Here is a 14423-nt window from a genome sequence, read left to right as displayed (position 1 = left end):
TGCCAGGCCGCCCACGTGCATCGGATGCTCGCGGGACTCACCCAACAGCAACAGTGAGTCGGTCGGGGAAGCAACAGGGTGACACCTTTTCGTTCCCCGACCAGGGCCGGAGACCCCTGTTAAATGTTAAAGGCCTGGCGCGTCGACAGCACGCGCGCCTCGATGAACTGCAGAACTCGTGCGGGCTACCGCACTACTGCCTTGCGGTTGAACAGCAACGCGCGTTTGACTTCGGTGATCGCTTGCGTCACCTTGATTCCGCGCGGACAAGCGTCGGTGCAATTGAACGTGGTGCGGCAACGCCAGACGCCGTCGACGCCGTTGAGAATGTCCATCCGCTCCCCGGCGCCTTCGTCGCGGCTGTCGAAAATGAAGCGATGGGCGTTGACGATGGCGGCCGGCCCGAAATAGCTACCATCCGCCCAATACACCGGGCACGACTCGGTACAGCACGCGCACAGGATGCACTTGGTGGTGTCGTCGTACCGGGCACGATCGGCCTGGGACTGGATCCGCTCGCGGGTGGGCTCCTGACCCGATGTCATCAGGAACGGTTTGGTCTGGCGGTACGCCGAGAAGAACGGCTCCATGTCGACGACGAGATCCTTCTCGACCGGGAGTCCCTTGAGGGGTGCGATCGTGACGGTGGTGTTCTTACCGTCTTTGTGCAGCATGTCGCGCATGAGCACCTTGCACGCGAGCCGGTTGACTCCGTTGATGACCATTGCATCCGATCCGCACACGCCGTGCGCGCACGAGCGGCGGAAGGTCAGGGTCCCGTCGAGATACCCCTTGACGTAGGTGATCAGGTTGAGCAACCGATCGGTGGGCAGGCACGGAACCTCGAAGCTGACCCATCCGGCCTTGCCCGGGTCCTCGGGGTTGAAACGGCGAATCTTCAACGTGACCATCACGGCGCCTTCGGGGACCGGCGGTAGCGCGACGGAACCCGGGCCCTCGTTGTTCATGGGGACAGACATGGTTATCGACTCCAACCTCGTCAATTACGTTTTCGGGGAGCGCGTCTCGGATTGTCCACAGGTTAGCTCAGTGGTCGGTTGTCGGATCGGAAAACCGGTCCGGACCCTCTCTCGCGCCGGGGGCGCCGCGTGATGTGCGGACGCGACACCCCTCCTAACGAGGGCCACGAGCACCGACAGTCCGTGCACGAGCATCCCGAGGGACATCGTGGCGTGGCCGGCGAAGGCGCCTGCCGGCACCGCGACACGGTTGCGGGCGCGACACCGATGTTCTGCCGCGGTTGACGGCCGTGGTGCGCTTGGCCAGGTGGATCGACTCGGGCAGCTTCAGCAGGTTCTCATCCATCAGTGCGGTGTCCGCGGTCTTCATCGCCACCGCCACAGTGCACCGCGGGTTTGTCATTCGTTGTGGGCACCGTCATTTCGTGTCATGATCGATCTATGGGCCCGATCGAGTTGGTGCGAGCCTATGACGCTCGCGGCACCAAGAAGACATCGCCAACCTTCTTGGTAGATCGACTGTGGCCACGGGGCATCGCGAAGGCGGACCTCGACTGCGACGCCTGGATCAGAGAGGTGGCGCCCAGCACGCAGCTGCGGACCTGGTTCGGCCACCAGGCGGATCGCTTTCCGGAGTTCCGCACCCGCTACCTTCAGGAACTCGACACCAATCGCGCTGCCGCCCAACCGATCGTCGAGGCGGCGCGTAACGGGACTGTGGTGCTGCTGTATTCGGCGAAGGACCTCGAGCACAACCAAGCCGTGGTCTTGCGCGAGTGGATCTCGAATCAGTTCTGACATCACCATGGGACGGGCTGAATACTCATCGCATCCATGAACCCTCGGCCTTGCACCTCGAGCCGTGCCGGTCGGCCGCGGTCAGAACGGGGCCGTGGTCCGCGGGGCAGTGGTGGGTCGGGCGCAGGTCAGTGCGGGCAGTCAGACCCCAAGGCCCGCAGGGCGACATCCTGGAAACCCGGAAGACGCGGGGTGACGGTCCTGTCCCCTACCGCGAGTCCCGTCACAATAGAGGTTACCGTGGTGTCGGGGTGAACCACCGCTCCCGATCCCGCCTGCGGCCCAGGACCCCCGAACGGAACCGGCGATCACCGCTCTGGAGCCTGAGGGGTCTATTGGCCCTATCCGAATCGTGATTGCTCGAGGGCGAATCCGCGGGCGTCGACGGATCTGTGTTGTGTGTGCCGGGTCGACGGTTCGTCGTTTACGTTGGCAGGCGTGGTCGTGGTTGTGGGTTCGGTTGTTCGCGTCGGAACATGGGCGGTGTGCGGTGTCGCTCGTTCCAGAAAGCGGAGCAACTCGACCGGGAACGGCAGCACGAGGGTCGAGTTCTTCTCGGCCGCGACTTCCACGACGGTTTGCAGGAGCCGCAGTTGCAGGGCGGCGGGATGTTCGGTCATGGTCTCGGCGGCCTGGGCCAGTTTCGCCGAGGCTTGCAGTTCGCCGTCGGCGGTGATGATGCGGGCCCGCCGTTCACGTTCGGCCTCGGCTTGGCGCGACATCGACCGCTTCATCGAATCGGGGAGGACCACATCCTTGATCTCCACCCGGTCGATCTGCACACCCCACCCCAGCGCGGGGCTGTCGATCATCAGCTCCAAGCCCTGGTTGAGGCCCTCCCGGTTGGACAGCAGGTCGTCGAGTTCGCTCTTGCCGATGATCGACCGCAGCGACGTCTGTGCGACCTGGCCGATCGCGGAGACGTAGTCCTGCACGTCCACGGCCACTCGCACCGGATCGGCGACGTTGAAATAGACGACCGCATCCACCCGGACGGTCACGTTGTCGCGGGTGATGCCGTCCTGGGCGGGCACCGGCATCGTGATGATCTGCATGTTCACCTTCTCGAGCCGGTCGGCGATCGGGATCAGCAACATCAGGCCCGGTGCGCGGACGGCGGGCTGGACGCGTCCGAACCGAAACACGACGCCGCGTTCGAACTGTTTGACGACGCGAATGCTCGAGCTCAGGCCGAGCAGGCCGAGTCCGACCAAGACGGCCACCGCATAGAGAATCATGGTGTTCTCCCATCCGCCCGTGGCCTCTACCGATACCCGGTCACCACGGGCTTGCTGCCAATCGATGAATTTACCTCACGTCCCCGCGTTGACGGCTCCTCGGAGCAGCGCCTCGACTCGTGGAGTCGCCCAAACCTGCGCGAGGCGTGGGGTTTCCGAGTTCGCCACTCAGTTCGGTGCCGGCACCTCGCGGGGCGGCCACGGTATGAGCACAGCACCGGACGCCGTCGACGGATCGAGGATCCGGACGGTGTCGGTATTGACCGGAATCGCGCTCGCGGAATGGGAACCGCCGACGGCCAGACGGTTGCGTGCTGGCACCGCCCGTGTTGTACGTGGCGTCGGTGAACTCTTCCGGACGGTGATCTCGGCTTCGTTGAAAACGCGGGGCCCCCGCAGTGCAAACATGCCGAACGTCACCGCGAGCACCAGCACTCTCAGCCGGACCCGCACACTGCGATCGTATGGTGGGCGCGGTGTGACGCCGTGAAACACTCGGACCAGCGTCGGGCTGCTTGCGAGTAGCCGTTGTTCGATCTCGCACAGAGCATTTCGTTCATCGTCGCTGAGCACAGCGCACCTCCCGGACTCCCCCGGCGAGGTCTTGGTGCCGGGACGACCACTTTTTATATCGTATCACGATAAAAATGTTTCGCCTGCAGCACGGGAAGGCGCGGCGTCGGCCACCCGGTTGACTGCGCTCCTCGTCGGTGGTTCGGTAGTGGACCTTCTTCGTGCGCGAAGGCACTCGCGCCCAACCACATATCCGGTCCCATCGCTCGATCCGTATGCGACTTTCGCGAAAATCACGGTCGACATCCGGCACCGCGGGAAGCCCGGCCCCTGCCGGACACGAAGGTGATTGCGCGCCAGTAAAGGTGGGAGTACCACCGCTACCCCCTTTTCTGGCGACGGTCGCCGATTGGTGCGGTCGGTGATGTCGCCGCATGGGCGCCGGTCCCGCACCGCGCGAATAGGGGTTGCGGTAGAACTCGCCGGGAATCGGGCGGATATGCCTGGGTGGGCTTTTCGAGCTGTACTTCTCGTTCAGTACCGGGAGTAGTGCTGGCCAGTCGCCGGTTCGCCAGCGCAGATGCACTTTCGGCCGAGGTTTCGGTCCGAGGTCGCGGCGCAAAACCGAATACCGAGCGCATCGTGGGAATCCGGGCGGTGCGGACATGCCGTGCAGGACGGCGTTGATTCCAGTGCCCGTTCAGGGTTCGACACATTGGTCGCGTTCGACGCCATGGCGGCGCTCCAGTTCTCGGCCCTGTGATCGGGCCGGTTCGGGCGCCGAGGACGACATGGCTTGACCGCGCATGTTCGGGCCCTCGGCACCCTCAAGGCTACACGTGCCCGCCGGCTCCTTTGGCTCCGCGGGTGACGACCCTCTCCCGGAACCTATTGCGGTGACGCGTCGAGGGTTCACAACGTCCCGACGACCCTTCCTCGGCCCTCGGCGATCCTGTCGCAATTGCACCCGAACGAGTCCTCGATGCTTTCGTTGCGGAATCGTCCGCCCGTACTCATCGCTCCGCTGCACGGGGCAGTGCGGGTGCTGATACATGATGTGTTCCTGTGCGTCCTTCTTCTGAGGGAATCGGAAATCGTCTGCGCTGGAATCACGACCGCGAATCGGCGATACTTTGTCGACATTGCCGAGTCGGTGGCCGATCGCACGGCGGGGCGTTACGCACTCGTCGCCGCGGCATCGACGTCGGCGCTGTCTTCAAGGACTCGTTGCACGATGTCGGGCAATGCCCCGTTCAGGCATGATGACCACGAGAACATCCCTGGTGTATCGTATGACGATATATAGTGCGGCGGTTCTGACGACTGAAGGGGCGAGGTGCCGTGACTGCAGAGGAGCACGTGGAGTCGGAGCCGTTGACGAAGCGGGATTTCGAGGCACTGGCACGTTTCCGCTTCGGTATCCGCCGCTATGTGCGCTTCAGTGAGGATACGGTCCGTGACCATGGCCTCACCCCGCAGCACTACCAGCTGCTGCTCGCACTCAAGGGATTTCCCGGCCGCGAATGGGCCACCATGCGAGAGCTGGCCGACCGCCTGCAGCTGCGTCATCACAGCGTGGTGGAGCTGGTCGACCGGGCGCAGAAGCAGGGTCTCGTGGAGCGCGCGCCGCACCCGTCCGACGCGCGGGCGGTACGGGTGGAGTTGACCGAGCACGGGCAGCTGATCCTGGCACGTCTGAGTGCGATGCACCGCGACGAACTGCTGCGCCTCGGACCCGCCCTCGAGTTACCCATCTGGGACGACCCTCCCCAGGATCGGTGACATCGCGTCCGTTCGTCGACCCGCCCGGGGCCGTGATCGGTCGCCCGCACATCAATCCCGGTTCCCATCAGCTGCCGGTCGGCGAAGAAACCATTGCCCGAGGGTCGGTAGGCGCCGGGCGAGGAGCTGGCGCAGGCGGATCCCGGACATCGGGGACGTCGCGCTCGTGGGCGCTGGTTCTGCGGTAGGTGGTGCGACGTAGCCGGCCTCGGCGGGACTCGGGCGAACACCACAGACTCCGGCGATGCCGTCAAAACCTAGACGAGTCGGCGTTCGTCCAGTCGCGGAGCCAACTCGTCGGGGGGTCCTCTGTGAGCAGGTCGCCGGGCTGCAGCCACTCGTGTAGGTCCGCGTAGGTCATCGTGCGGTGCCCCTGGATGCGCCGGTGGAGCATCGACGGATCGAGGTCGCAGAAGTCGTCCAGCCCCATCGATGCCAGGATTTGTTGGGCGCTCGCGACGGTGGATCTCTGGAGGTTGTACACCCGGGTGGTCTTGTCCGGAACATTCAGTGCGCGGGCCCGGCGGGCGTCCTGGGTGGTGACACCGACGGGGCACCGGTTGGTGTGGCAGCGTTGGGCCTGGATGCAGCCGACCGCGAACATCATCGCGCGGGCGGCGAGGGTGAAGTCCGCTCCCTGGATCAGGCGTTTGATGATGTCGATTCCGTTGGCGACCTTGCCCGAGGCGCCGATCTTGATCCGGTCCCGCAGTCCGGTGCCCACCAACGCGTTGTGCACCAGCATCAGGCCTTCGGTGAGCGGCATCCCGACGTGGTCCTCGAATTCGAGTGGGGCAGCCCCGGTTCCGCCCTCGGATCCGTCGACGATGATGAAGTCCGGGGTGATGCCGGTCTCGATCATGGCCTTGCAGATGGCGAGGAATTCCGTGCGGGAACCGACGCACAGTTTGAAGCCGATCGGCTTTCCGCCGGACAGTGCACGAAGTGTGGTGATGAAGTCGATGAGCTCGAGCGGTGTGCAGAACGCGCTGTGGGAGGGCGGCGAGATCACGCTCTGCCCGACCGGCACCCCCCGGGTTCGGGCGATCTCGGGGCTGACTTTCGCGGCGGGCAGTACGCCGCCGAGCCCTGGTTTCGCCCCCTGGGAGAGCTTGATGGAGATGCACTTGACCTGAGGAAGGGCGGCCTTGGCGGCGAACTCGCCGGGATCGAAGTGCCCATCGGGGTCGCGGCAGCCGAAGTAGCCGGAACCGATCTCCCAGATCAGGTCGCCGCCCTGCGCGAGGTGGTAAGGACTGATACCGCCCTCGCCGGTGTCGTGGGCGAACCCGCCGCGCGCCGCGCCCCCGTTGAGCGCCTCGATGGCGTTACCCGACAGGGCGCCGAAGCTCATCGCCGAGACGTTGTACAAGGCGATGTCGTACCCCATGGTGCACTGTGGACCGCCGATCCGGACATGTGGTGTGTCATCGGAGGCCGGATGCGCGCGCAACGAGTGGGTGACGAACTCGTATCCGGTGGCGGTGACGTCCCGTTCGGTTCCGAACGGTTCCACGTCCTTGGTGCCCTTGGCGCGTTCGTACACCGTGGTGCGGGTGTCGCGGTCGAACGGTGTTCCGTCCGTGGATCGTTCGATGAAGTATTGCTGGATCTCGGGGCGTATCCTCTCGAGCATGAACCGGGCGTGGCCGATCACCGGATAGTTCCGCAGCACACTGTGCCTACGCTGCAGCAGATCCCAGGCGCCGACCATGGCGATCGCCGCCACGATCACCGTGACGAGCAGCCACCACGCCGAGACGAAGAAGACCAGCAGCAGCGACGCCGACCCCAACACCCAGGCGCCCGCGATAACCAGCCACCGGATCATGGGAATCCCTCCCGGCGCGTGGTCGCGGACGCACCCACCCGCCGTGTCGGCCCCCGCGCACCCGATCGAGCAGGTCCGGCCGAACCGGAAGCGCCATCGGTGAATCCAGGAAACCCGGCCGAGTGCGAGCAGGGCCGACAGCACCACCACCACTGAGACGGGGGCGGTGTCTCGGGGGTTCGGGACCGTGCCTGCTGGGGCATGAGCGTCACCGCGCACCTCCCGGCACCCGATCGGCCAGGTACCTCAAGAGCTCGTCCGGGTCGGCCAGTTTCGCCGGGTCGACCCGCTCACCGGAGCGCACCAGCGCCTCGATGGCATCGGTGACCCCCCAGGTGTTGACGTTCATGCCGGCCAGCACCCGCCCGTCTCGCATCCAGAAGGCGATGAACTCGCCGGCGGCGACGTCGCCGCGGAACACGACCGAGTCGTAACTACCGTGCGGGACGTAGCCGGAATACTCCATCCCGCTGTCGTACTGATCGGAGAAGAAGTAGGGCACCTGGTCATAGGCGGTGACCCGGCCGCTCATGTTCTCCGCCGCCACCGGTCCCTGGTTGAGGGCGGCCGACCAGTGCTCGAGGCGCAGATGAGTCCCCAACAGCGGGTAATAGGTGTTGGCGACGTCCCCGGCGGCGAACACGTCGGGGTCGGTCGTGGCCAGGTGTTCGTCGACGACGATCCCGTTGTCGACCGCCAGCCCGGCCGTCTCGGCCAGTGCGGTGTTGGGCACGATGCCCACCCCCACGACGATCGCGTCCGCCTCGACCACCGTGCCATCGGTGAGGCGGATTCCGGTGGCCCGGTTGTCCTTACCGACGATCTCGCGCACCCCGGAGTTCAGTCGCAACTCCACACCGTGGTCGCGGTGCAGGGCGGCGTAGGTTTCGGCGACCTCGGCGCCGAGCACCGCCAGCAACGGCAACTTCGATCTCCCCACCATCGTGACTGCGCAGCCCGCCGCTCGGGCGGCGGCCGCGGTCTCCAAACCGATCCATCCCGCCCCGACGATCGCCACCCGGTCCGCCGCGGCGAACGCGGCCTTCATTGTCTCGCAGTCGGTGACCCGGCGCAGGTAGTGCACCCCGCCCAGATCGGCGCCGGACACCTGCAGCCGGCGGGGCGACGAACCGGTGGTCAACAGCAACTTGTCGTATCCGAGCCGCTCGACGCCGTCAATGACCACCTCGTGTTCGGTCCGGTTGAGGGCGGTGACCGGGGTCCCCACCCGCAACTCGATGTCGTGGTCGGTGTACCACCCGGCCGGGTGAAGGTAGATCTTCTCCCGCTCGGTGGTGCCTTGGAGGTAGGCCTTCGACAGTGGGGGTCGGTCGTAGGGGCGGTCGGTCTCGTCGCCGATGAGAACGATCCTTCCGTCGAACCCGCCGGTGCGCAGCGCCTCAGCGGCCTTCGCACCGGCCAGTCCGGCGCCCACGATGACGAATGTCTGCTCTGCAGTGGCCATGTCATGTCCTTCTCTGGTGCGAGGTGTTTCAGGTGCGAGGACCGATTTCATGCGCGCTGTGGTTCCTGTTCACCGCACCGCGCCGATATCTTGTAGTGCCGGGTCGCCTCGGCCGGCCGCCCGGGGGTCATCGTTGCGCCAGCTGGTGGGCTTTGGCGTGGAGTTCGGTGAGCAGATCGGCGAACGACTGGTGAAAGGCGGCGACACCCTGGTCTTCGAGGGTGCGGCCGACGTCGTCCATGTCGACGCCCACCGCGGCGAGCTCGCCGAGGACGGCGGCCGCGCCGGCGGGGTCGGTGTCGATGGAGCGCGTGAGGGTGCCGTGATCCTCGAATGCCGTGATGGTGGCCTCGGGCAGCGTGTTGACGGTGTCCGGGCCGATGAGACTGTCGACGTAGCGGGTGTCCGGGTAGTCGGGGTTCTTGGTCGAGGTCGATGCCCACAGTGGCCGTTGCACCCGGGCGCCGCGGGCGGCGAGTGCCTCCCACCGCGCTCCGGTGAAGCGGTCTCGGAAGATCCGGTAGGCGAGGCGGGCCTGGGCGATCGCCGCCCGACCCCGCAACCCTGGGGCCTCGGGGTCGCCGCTGTGCTCGAGTCGTCGATCGACCTCCGTGTCGACGCGGCTGACGAAGAACGATGCGACGCTGCGCACCGCGGCCGGTTCCCCGCCCCGTGCCGCCAGCGTCTCCAGACCCTGCAGGTACGCCTCGATCACCTGTTCGTAGCGGGCGAGGGAGAAGATCAAGGTGATGTTGATGCTGACGCCCTTGCCGATCATGTCCGCGATCGCCGGTATTCCCTCCGCGGTCGCGGGGATCTTCACGAACACGTTCGGTCGGGCGATCCGTTCGTGCAGTCGCCCGGCCGCGGCGATCGTGGCGTCGGTGTCCCGGGCGAGTTCCGGGGCGACCTCGATCGAGACGAACCCATCGGTGCCGCCCGAGGTGTCGTAGACGGGCCGCAATATCGCGGCTGCGTCGACGACATCGGCCGCGGCGAGCTCCCAATACGCGTCCTCGACCGCGAGTCCCTCGGCGATGAGCGCCGCGAACTGTGCGTCGTAGGCATCGGAGCCGGCGATGGCCCGCGCGAAGATGGTGGGGTTGGCCGTCACCCCCCGGATCCCGGCGGCCACGAACCCGGCGAGGGTGCCATCGCGCAGGTAGGGGCGGGTGAGGTTGTCCAACCAGGGGCTTTGTCCCTGCTCGCGGTACAGGCGATGCAACCGGCTCACCGCTGCCCCTACCGGTGGGGGTGGGAATCTGTTCATCGTCGTGCCTCTCGTCGTTCGGGCGTCTCATCCACGCCCACTTGGCTCCCCGCTCTTTCGGCGTGTGCACCGTGTCACTGTCGGTCGGTCGGTGGTTGTTCTCGTGTGGTGAGAAACTTCGATGGATCGCTGCCCGCCCGGGCCCCGGCGGTGAACCACGCCGCGAATCCCTGGGGATCGCGGCGCTCGATCTCGTCGAGGTACTGCTGGCGGATCCGGGCAAGTCGCAGTCGGTCGGTGACCGACCTGGCGTTCTGCAGCTCCGCGTAACTGGTGCGCCAGCCGCGGCACAACGCATCGCCGGACAATTCCGCACAGCTCGGCGGCGGCGCCGGCAGGGAACCCGGAGCGCTCGCCTCGTCCGGATCACACAGAGCCGAGGGCTGCGGGGAGAGAAACTGCGCCAACGGCGGCCAGCTTCGGAGCCGCCGCGCCACCGGCCGGGCGGTGACCGTCAGCACGAGCACCAGCGGCACGGCCGCAGCGCCGGACAGTGCGATCAGGCCGACAATGCCGATCAGGGCCGCGCCCGCGGTGGCGGCGTTGAGTGCGGCGGTCGGCAGCGATGAACGCGGCGTGGCGGTGGCGGACCTGTCGGCCACCATCGCGGTCAGGCCGCCGCCGGTCAGTGCCGCGGCGAACGCCGCGGACACGAGGACGTCGGGGTGGACGGTGAAGATCGCGACCGCGAAGCCGACCAACCCCAATGGCACGGTCACCACCCACCAGAGGATTCGATAGACACCCATGGATGTGATCCCTTGCAGAGATATGGCTTTGAGCGATGCGGACCGCCCTGGACCCACTGTGTCACCGAAAAGAGTGACGAACGGTGAGCTTCATGGGTCCCCGATTCGGGGGGTTTCCAGATGCGGTCCCGATGGTTCGCGGTGTGATGCGCGACGAGCGCTTCCTGGCATGCGGCGGGTGCATGGAGCGCGCCGCGGTCCGCGATGCGCCGGAATGCCGGTGGTCGGATGCGCGGGTCCTTCGATCGACGCGCGAGCCGATCCGGCGCCTCGCCCCTGCCGGTTCGTGTCCGTCAGGGACGGGCGGTGGTGCCCGGGGGCGAGTGTGCGTGTGCGGACGCTGCGTGGTGGACCACGACACAGCACCGGTCCGGTCGCGGGTCCAGTTCTGCGTGCGCGTCGTGTTGGGTGCTCCCGGCGATCGCGCCCTCGACGAGGCGTAAGTTCAACCCGCACACCACGTCCAGGTGGTCACGGGCGACATGGTGAAAGGGGCAGTTGCGTAGGTCGATACGGCCGTCGTCGTCGACCTGGGGCAGGTATCCGCAGCCGCGGAGCGCCGCCAGGAGATCTCCCCCGGTGTCGGCGGCGGCCCGCTTGCCGGCGTCGAGCGCGGCCTCGTTCACCGCCGCCCGCACGGTTCCGCTGGTGTCCTGTTCGACCGAGGAGACGAGCAACCGGGCGAGCAGTTCATAGTCCCGGGGCGGCACGCTGACGGTCATTTCCGTCGTGGCCCGGGTGTAGAGCTTCGCGGGACGGCCGGCGCCGGGTCCGCCGCGGCCGGCCGGCCGCTGGTAACTGACCGTCACCAGGTCGGCATCGGCCAGCTTGTCGAGGTGATAGGCCGCGAGGGTCCGGCCGACGTCGACGGCGGCGGCCGCCTGCTCCCGCGAGACCGGTGCGTCGCTTTCGGTCACGTAGTCATACAGCCTGCGCCGCAACGGATCATCGAGGTTGCTCAACGCCGCCAGCACCGCCGGCGCAGCGGATCGCGGAGTGGACATACCCCGACTGTAACACCAAAAAGTATTGACAAATAGGTGCGGAGGGAAGATTCTAAAAATGAGTCCTATTACTTTTACAAAGGGGTTTCTGATGACTACTCCCACGCCCGACTCGTCGGCGACCGCACCCACACCCGGCACAGCCCTGCAACGCGCTCGCAGTGACCCCGCCTACGGCGCGTTCCTGTTGCTGCGGATCGGATTCACCGTGCTCCCGATCGTGATGGGCATCGACAAGTTTACGAACGTGCTCACCACCTGGGAGGACTACCTGGCGCCGTGGATCGTCGACCTCAGCCCGTTCAGCGCGCACCAAACCATGCTGGTCGTCGGAGTGATCGAAATCGTCGCCGGCATCGCCGTCGCGATCAAACCACGCTATGCGGCCTACATCGTCGCCGCCTGGCTCGCCGGAATCGTGATCAACCTGCTGAGCTACCCCGGCTTCTACGACATCGCACTGCGTGACTTCGGACTGATGCTCGCCGCCCTCACCCTCGGCCGGTTGGCCTACGTGTACGACCCGGCCTGGCACCGGCGGACCGCACTCGCCCCGAAACTCAGTGCCGCCTAGCCGACACCGACGTGCGTCCCCTCGTTCCGGGGCGCGCGACGTCGACACCCTCATTCGTCCACCCGCCCGAGGCCGCTGCGCTTCGCCGGGTGGACGCCACACCACCACCACTGCGGAAGGAACCCGGCATGCCGTCGACCGCGACACTCCACGTTCTCCATCAGGCACCAGGACGAGACCTGGCTGCGGCCGAAGAGGCGGCAGCGGCGTTCCTGGAGGCACTCGGGATCGACCTGGACTCGGAAAGCCTGCGCGAGACGCCCCGCCGCATGGCCCACGGCTACGCCGAACTGTTCACCCCCCGCGCCTTCGATCTGACCACCTTCCCCAACGACGAGGACTACGACGAGCTCGTCCTGGTCCGCAACGTCCCGCTGCGATCGGTGTGTGAGCATCATCTGCTGCCGTTCGCCGGTACCGTGCACATCGGGTATCTGCCCGGCGAACGCATCATCGGATTGTCCAAGCTCGCCCGCGTGGCAGAGCATTTCGCCTGTCGCCCTCAAGTTCAGGAACGGCTCACCAAGCAGATCGCGGGCTGGCTCGACGAACACCTGCATCCTCGGGGTGTCGGGGTGGTCATCGAGGCCGAGCACAGTTGCATGACCCTGCGCGGGGTGCAATCGGTGGGATCGGCCACCGTCACCTCCGCTCTGTCGGGAGCGTTGCGCGATGATCCTCGTTCGCGCCAGGAATTCTTCGCCCTCGCCGGCGTCCACGCCTGACCGGGTGGGTGGACGACCCGCGGCCCGTCATTCCTTCGGCCGGAGGCACGCCGAACGCTGCGCCGCTCCGCGTTGCGGTCTCGGCCCGGTGCCGGGCCGGAGCGGACGTCGGGCACGAGTGCGGGCCACCGGGGCTGCCGATCAGGACCGCGCCCGGGGGCGGTCCCAGACCACCTGGCCGTCGGCCCGCACCCGAGCGCCCTCCGCCGGGAGGTGCGGGGTGCGCCGGCCGTCGTGCATGAGGTGCTCGACGCGCACCCCGCGCCGCAGGACTGCGACGTCGGCGACGAGCCGGCGGTGGCACCGCCACCACACGCTCTCACTGCACATCATCGCCGTTTTCTGCCGCGCCGCCCGATCCAACAGCTCGGTCAGTGCCGCGGCGAACTCGGTGGTGCGGGTGTGTGCGGCATAGGCGGCGAACTGATCGACCTGCCACCACGGGTCCTCACGCGGCTCGCCGGGCGGCAGGCGGCGGCGACCGCCCAGTCGCGGCTCCCAGCGATAGCCGATCCCGGCGTCCGGCAACCAGTGCGTCATCATCTCGCTGCCGACATCGGGGTTGCGGCGACTGCCGGGATACCGGCGAATGTCGACCACCGCGTCGACGCCGGCCGCGGTCAGCAGCGTGGTCAGCTCCTCCCGACCGAGCCGGCCGTGCCCGACGGACAGCAACATCGCCTCACCACCTCCCCCTGCCTGCACCGCCCCGGTGCGCGGTCGAGGTCGGCGCCGGGCATACCGGGCCGGCTAGCGTCGCGCCAGGTGGGCGACGCAGGTCTGGGGTGTTTCCCACGGGATGAGCCGATTGTCGGTTTCCGGTGCGCCGAGCCGGTCGAGGACGCCGCGCATCAGTCCGAGATGCAGCGCGCACACGACGTTCGGGCTCTGCCGGGCGACCGACTCGAACGGGCAGGCATGCAACCGGATTCGCATTTCCTCGGGTGTGGACTCGAGCTCGGGGTCGAATCCCATCTCCGCGAACAGGGTGGTGAGGGTGCTCGCGGCGTCCTCGATCGATCGGGGTGCCCCGGGGGTGCCGGTGAGGTCGTCGAGTGCCCACGCCCGCCCGGCCGCCTCCGCCCGGCCCACCGGGTCGTCCTCGGAGCTCGCCCAGTGCGCCGCCAGCACCCGAGCCAACCCCTGGTATCCGGAATCGGCGTGCCCCGGTTCGAGGGGGGCCAGCGCCCGGTAGAGCCGACGCGGGCGGCCGCGCGCCGGATTCCGTTCGGGTTCGGCCGAGACCAATCCGGCGCTGGTCAACGCGTCGAGGTGGAAGCGGACGGTGGTCACGTGCAGTTCGCACAGCGCCGCGAGTTCCCCGACGGTCATCGGTGTCGGACTGGCCCGCAAGGCGTCCAGCAGCTGGACCCGCCGGCGCGAGGCCAACACTGCGTGCGTCCCGGTGCGTCCGGCACCGGTTCCTTTTCGTATCGCCATACTGTATGACTTTAGAGGAAGGGATTCCTCTAAAAAAGGGTTAGCTTCCCGGAG

At 67.1% G+C, this 14423-nt stretch carries 15 protein-coding genes and 1 pseudogene; 4 read left to right on the top strand and 12 right to left on the bottom strand.

Translation table 11 applies throughout. The features are described from left to right. Nucleotides 1-185: 185 nt before the first annotated feature. A complete protein-coding gene (locus PSR88_RS38540) occupies nucleotides 186-980 on the bottom strand; it encodes a succinate dehydrogenase iron-sulfur subunit (RefSeq protein WP_029538063.1) in 795 nt (264 codons plus the stop codon). 441 nt (nucleotides 981-1421) lie between these two features. Between PSR88_RS38540 and PSR88_RS38535 the strand changes: the two genes are divergently transcribed. Further along, the gene (locus PSR88_RS38535) at nucleotides 1422-1778 is read left to right on the top strand and encodes a DUF488 domain-containing protein (protein WP_016880650.1); all 357 of its coding nucleotides are present in this window, start codon (nucleotides 1422-1424) and stop codon (nucleotides 1776-1778) included. Between the two features lie 341 nt (nucleotides 1779-2119). Here the strand turns inward: PSR88_RS38535 and PSR88_RS38530 are convergent, their stop codons facing one another. The 4 genes and pseudogenes from PSR88_RS38530 to PSR88_RS38515 all read right to left on the bottom strand — a co-directional run bounded on the left by PSR88_RS38530 (nucleotide 2120) and on the right by PSR88_RS38515 (nucleotide 4264). Further along, a complete protein-coding gene (locus PSR88_RS38530; protein WP_016880649.1) occupies nucleotides 2120-3016 on the bottom strand; it encodes an SPFH domain-containing protein in 897 nt (298 codons plus the stop codon). Nucleotides 3017-3184: 168 nt separating this feature from the next. Further along, entirely contained in the window at nucleotides 3185-3337 is a 153-nt protein-coding gene (locus PSR88_RS38525) for a hypothetical protein (RefSeq protein WP_237723866.1), read from the bottom strand. 135 nt (nucleotides 3338-3472) lie between these two features. Next, nucleotides 3473-3589, bottom strand: a pseudogene (locus tag PSR88_RS38520) (DUF3040 domain-containing protein); the annotation flags it as partial. A gap of 474 nt (nucleotides 3590-4063) precedes the next feature. Continuing rightward, nucleotides 4064-4264: an RGCVC family protein gene (locus PSR88_RS38515; RefSeq protein ID WP_237723862.1), complete on the bottom strand. Its 201-nt coding sequence runs from the start codon at nucleotides 4262-4264 to the stop codon at nucleotides 4064-4066. A 606-nt stretch (nucleotides 4265-4870) separates the two neighbouring features. On the opposite strand from PSR88_RS38515, the gene PSR88_RS38510 reads away from it, so the two are divergent. Continuing rightward, nucleotides 4871-5311, top strand: a complete 441-nt coding sequence (locus PSR88_RS38510) for a MarR family winged helix-turn-helix transcriptional regulator (RefSeq protein WP_011599175.1) — start codon at nucleotides 4871-4873, stop codon at nucleotides 5309-5311. 250 nt (nucleotides 5312-5561) lie between these two features. Here the strand turns inward: PSR88_RS38510 and PSR88_RS38505 are convergent, their stop codons facing one another. The 5 genes from PSR88_RS38505 to PSR88_RS38485 form a co-directional block, all read right to left on the bottom strand. Further along, the gene (locus tag PSR88_RS38505) at nucleotides 5562-7142 is read right to left on the bottom strand and encodes an FMN-binding glutamate synthase family protein (RefSeq protein WP_029538057.1); all 1581 of its coding nucleotides are present in this window, start codon (nucleotides 7140-7142) and stop codon (nucleotides 5562-5564) included. 208 nt (nucleotides 7143-7350) lie between these two features. Beyond that, the gene (locus PSR88_RS38500) at nucleotides 7351-8607 is read right to left on the bottom strand and encodes an NAD(P)/FAD-dependent oxidoreductase (protein WP_016880645.1); all 1257 of its coding nucleotides are present in this window, start codon (nucleotides 8605-8607) and stop codon (nucleotides 7351-7353) included. Between the two features lie 127 nt (nucleotides 8608-8734). Beyond that, nucleotides 8735-9841: a transaldolase gene (gene tal / locus PSR88_RS38495; RefSeq protein WP_016880644.1), complete on the bottom strand. Its 1107-nt coding sequence runs from the start codon at nucleotides 9839-9841 to the stop codon at nucleotides 8735-8737. Between the two features lie 110 nt (nucleotides 9842-9951). Next, a complete protein-coding gene (locus PSR88_RS38490) occupies nucleotides 9952-10626 on the bottom strand; it encodes a hypothetical protein (RefSeq protein ID WP_016880642.1) in 675 nt (224 codons plus the stop codon). A gap of 293 nt (nucleotides 10627-10919) precedes the next feature. After that, nucleotides 10920-11630, bottom strand: coding sequence for a helix-turn-helix transcriptional regulator (locus PSR88_RS38485; protein WP_016880641.1), 711 nt, complete (start codon nucleotides 11628-11630; stop codon nucleotides 10920-10922). Between the two features lie 91 nt (nucleotides 11631-11721). Between PSR88_RS38485 and PSR88_RS38480 the strand changes: the two genes are divergently transcribed. Further along, nucleotides 11722-12204, top strand: a complete 483-nt coding sequence (locus tag PSR88_RS38480; protein WP_007300316.1) for a DoxX family membrane protein — start codon at nucleotides 11722-11724, stop codon at nucleotides 12202-12204. Between the two features lie 128 nt (nucleotides 12205-12332). Next, nucleotides 12333-12929 (top strand): GTP cyclohydrolase I FolE, encoded by a 597-nt coding sequence (folE, locus tag PSR88_RS38475; protein WP_016880640.1) that lies wholly within the window; start codon nucleotides 12333-12335, stop codon nucleotides 12927-12929. Nucleotides 12930-13070: 141 nt separating this feature from the next. On the opposite strand, the gene PSR88_RS38470 is transcribed toward folE, so the two are convergent. Together PSR88_RS38470 and PSR88_RS38465 are read right to left on the bottom strand one after the other, a co-directional pair. After that, on the bottom strand, nucleotides 13071-13607 hold the full coding sequence (locus tag PSR88_RS38470) for a DUF488 family protein (RefSeq protein WP_016880639.1): 537 nt from the start codon (nucleotides 13605-13607) through the stop codon (nucleotides 13071-13073). A gap of 72 nt (nucleotides 13608-13679) precedes the next feature. Further along, nucleotides 13680-14369 (bottom strand): helix-turn-helix transcriptional regulator, encoded by a 690-nt coding sequence (locus tag PSR88_RS38465; RefSeq protein ID WP_016880638.1) that lies wholly within the window; start codon nucleotides 14367-14369, stop codon nucleotides 13680-13682. Between the last annotated feature and the right edge of the window lie 54 nt (nucleotides 14370-14423).

This window comes from Rhodococcus sp. DK176 (assembly GCF_038447315.2).
GTDB lineage: Bacteria > Actinomycetota > Actinomycetes > Mycobacteriales > Mycobacteriaceae > Rhodococcus_F > Rhodococcus_F jostii_A.
This window is presented reverse-complemented; position numbering and strand designations above follow the sequence as displayed.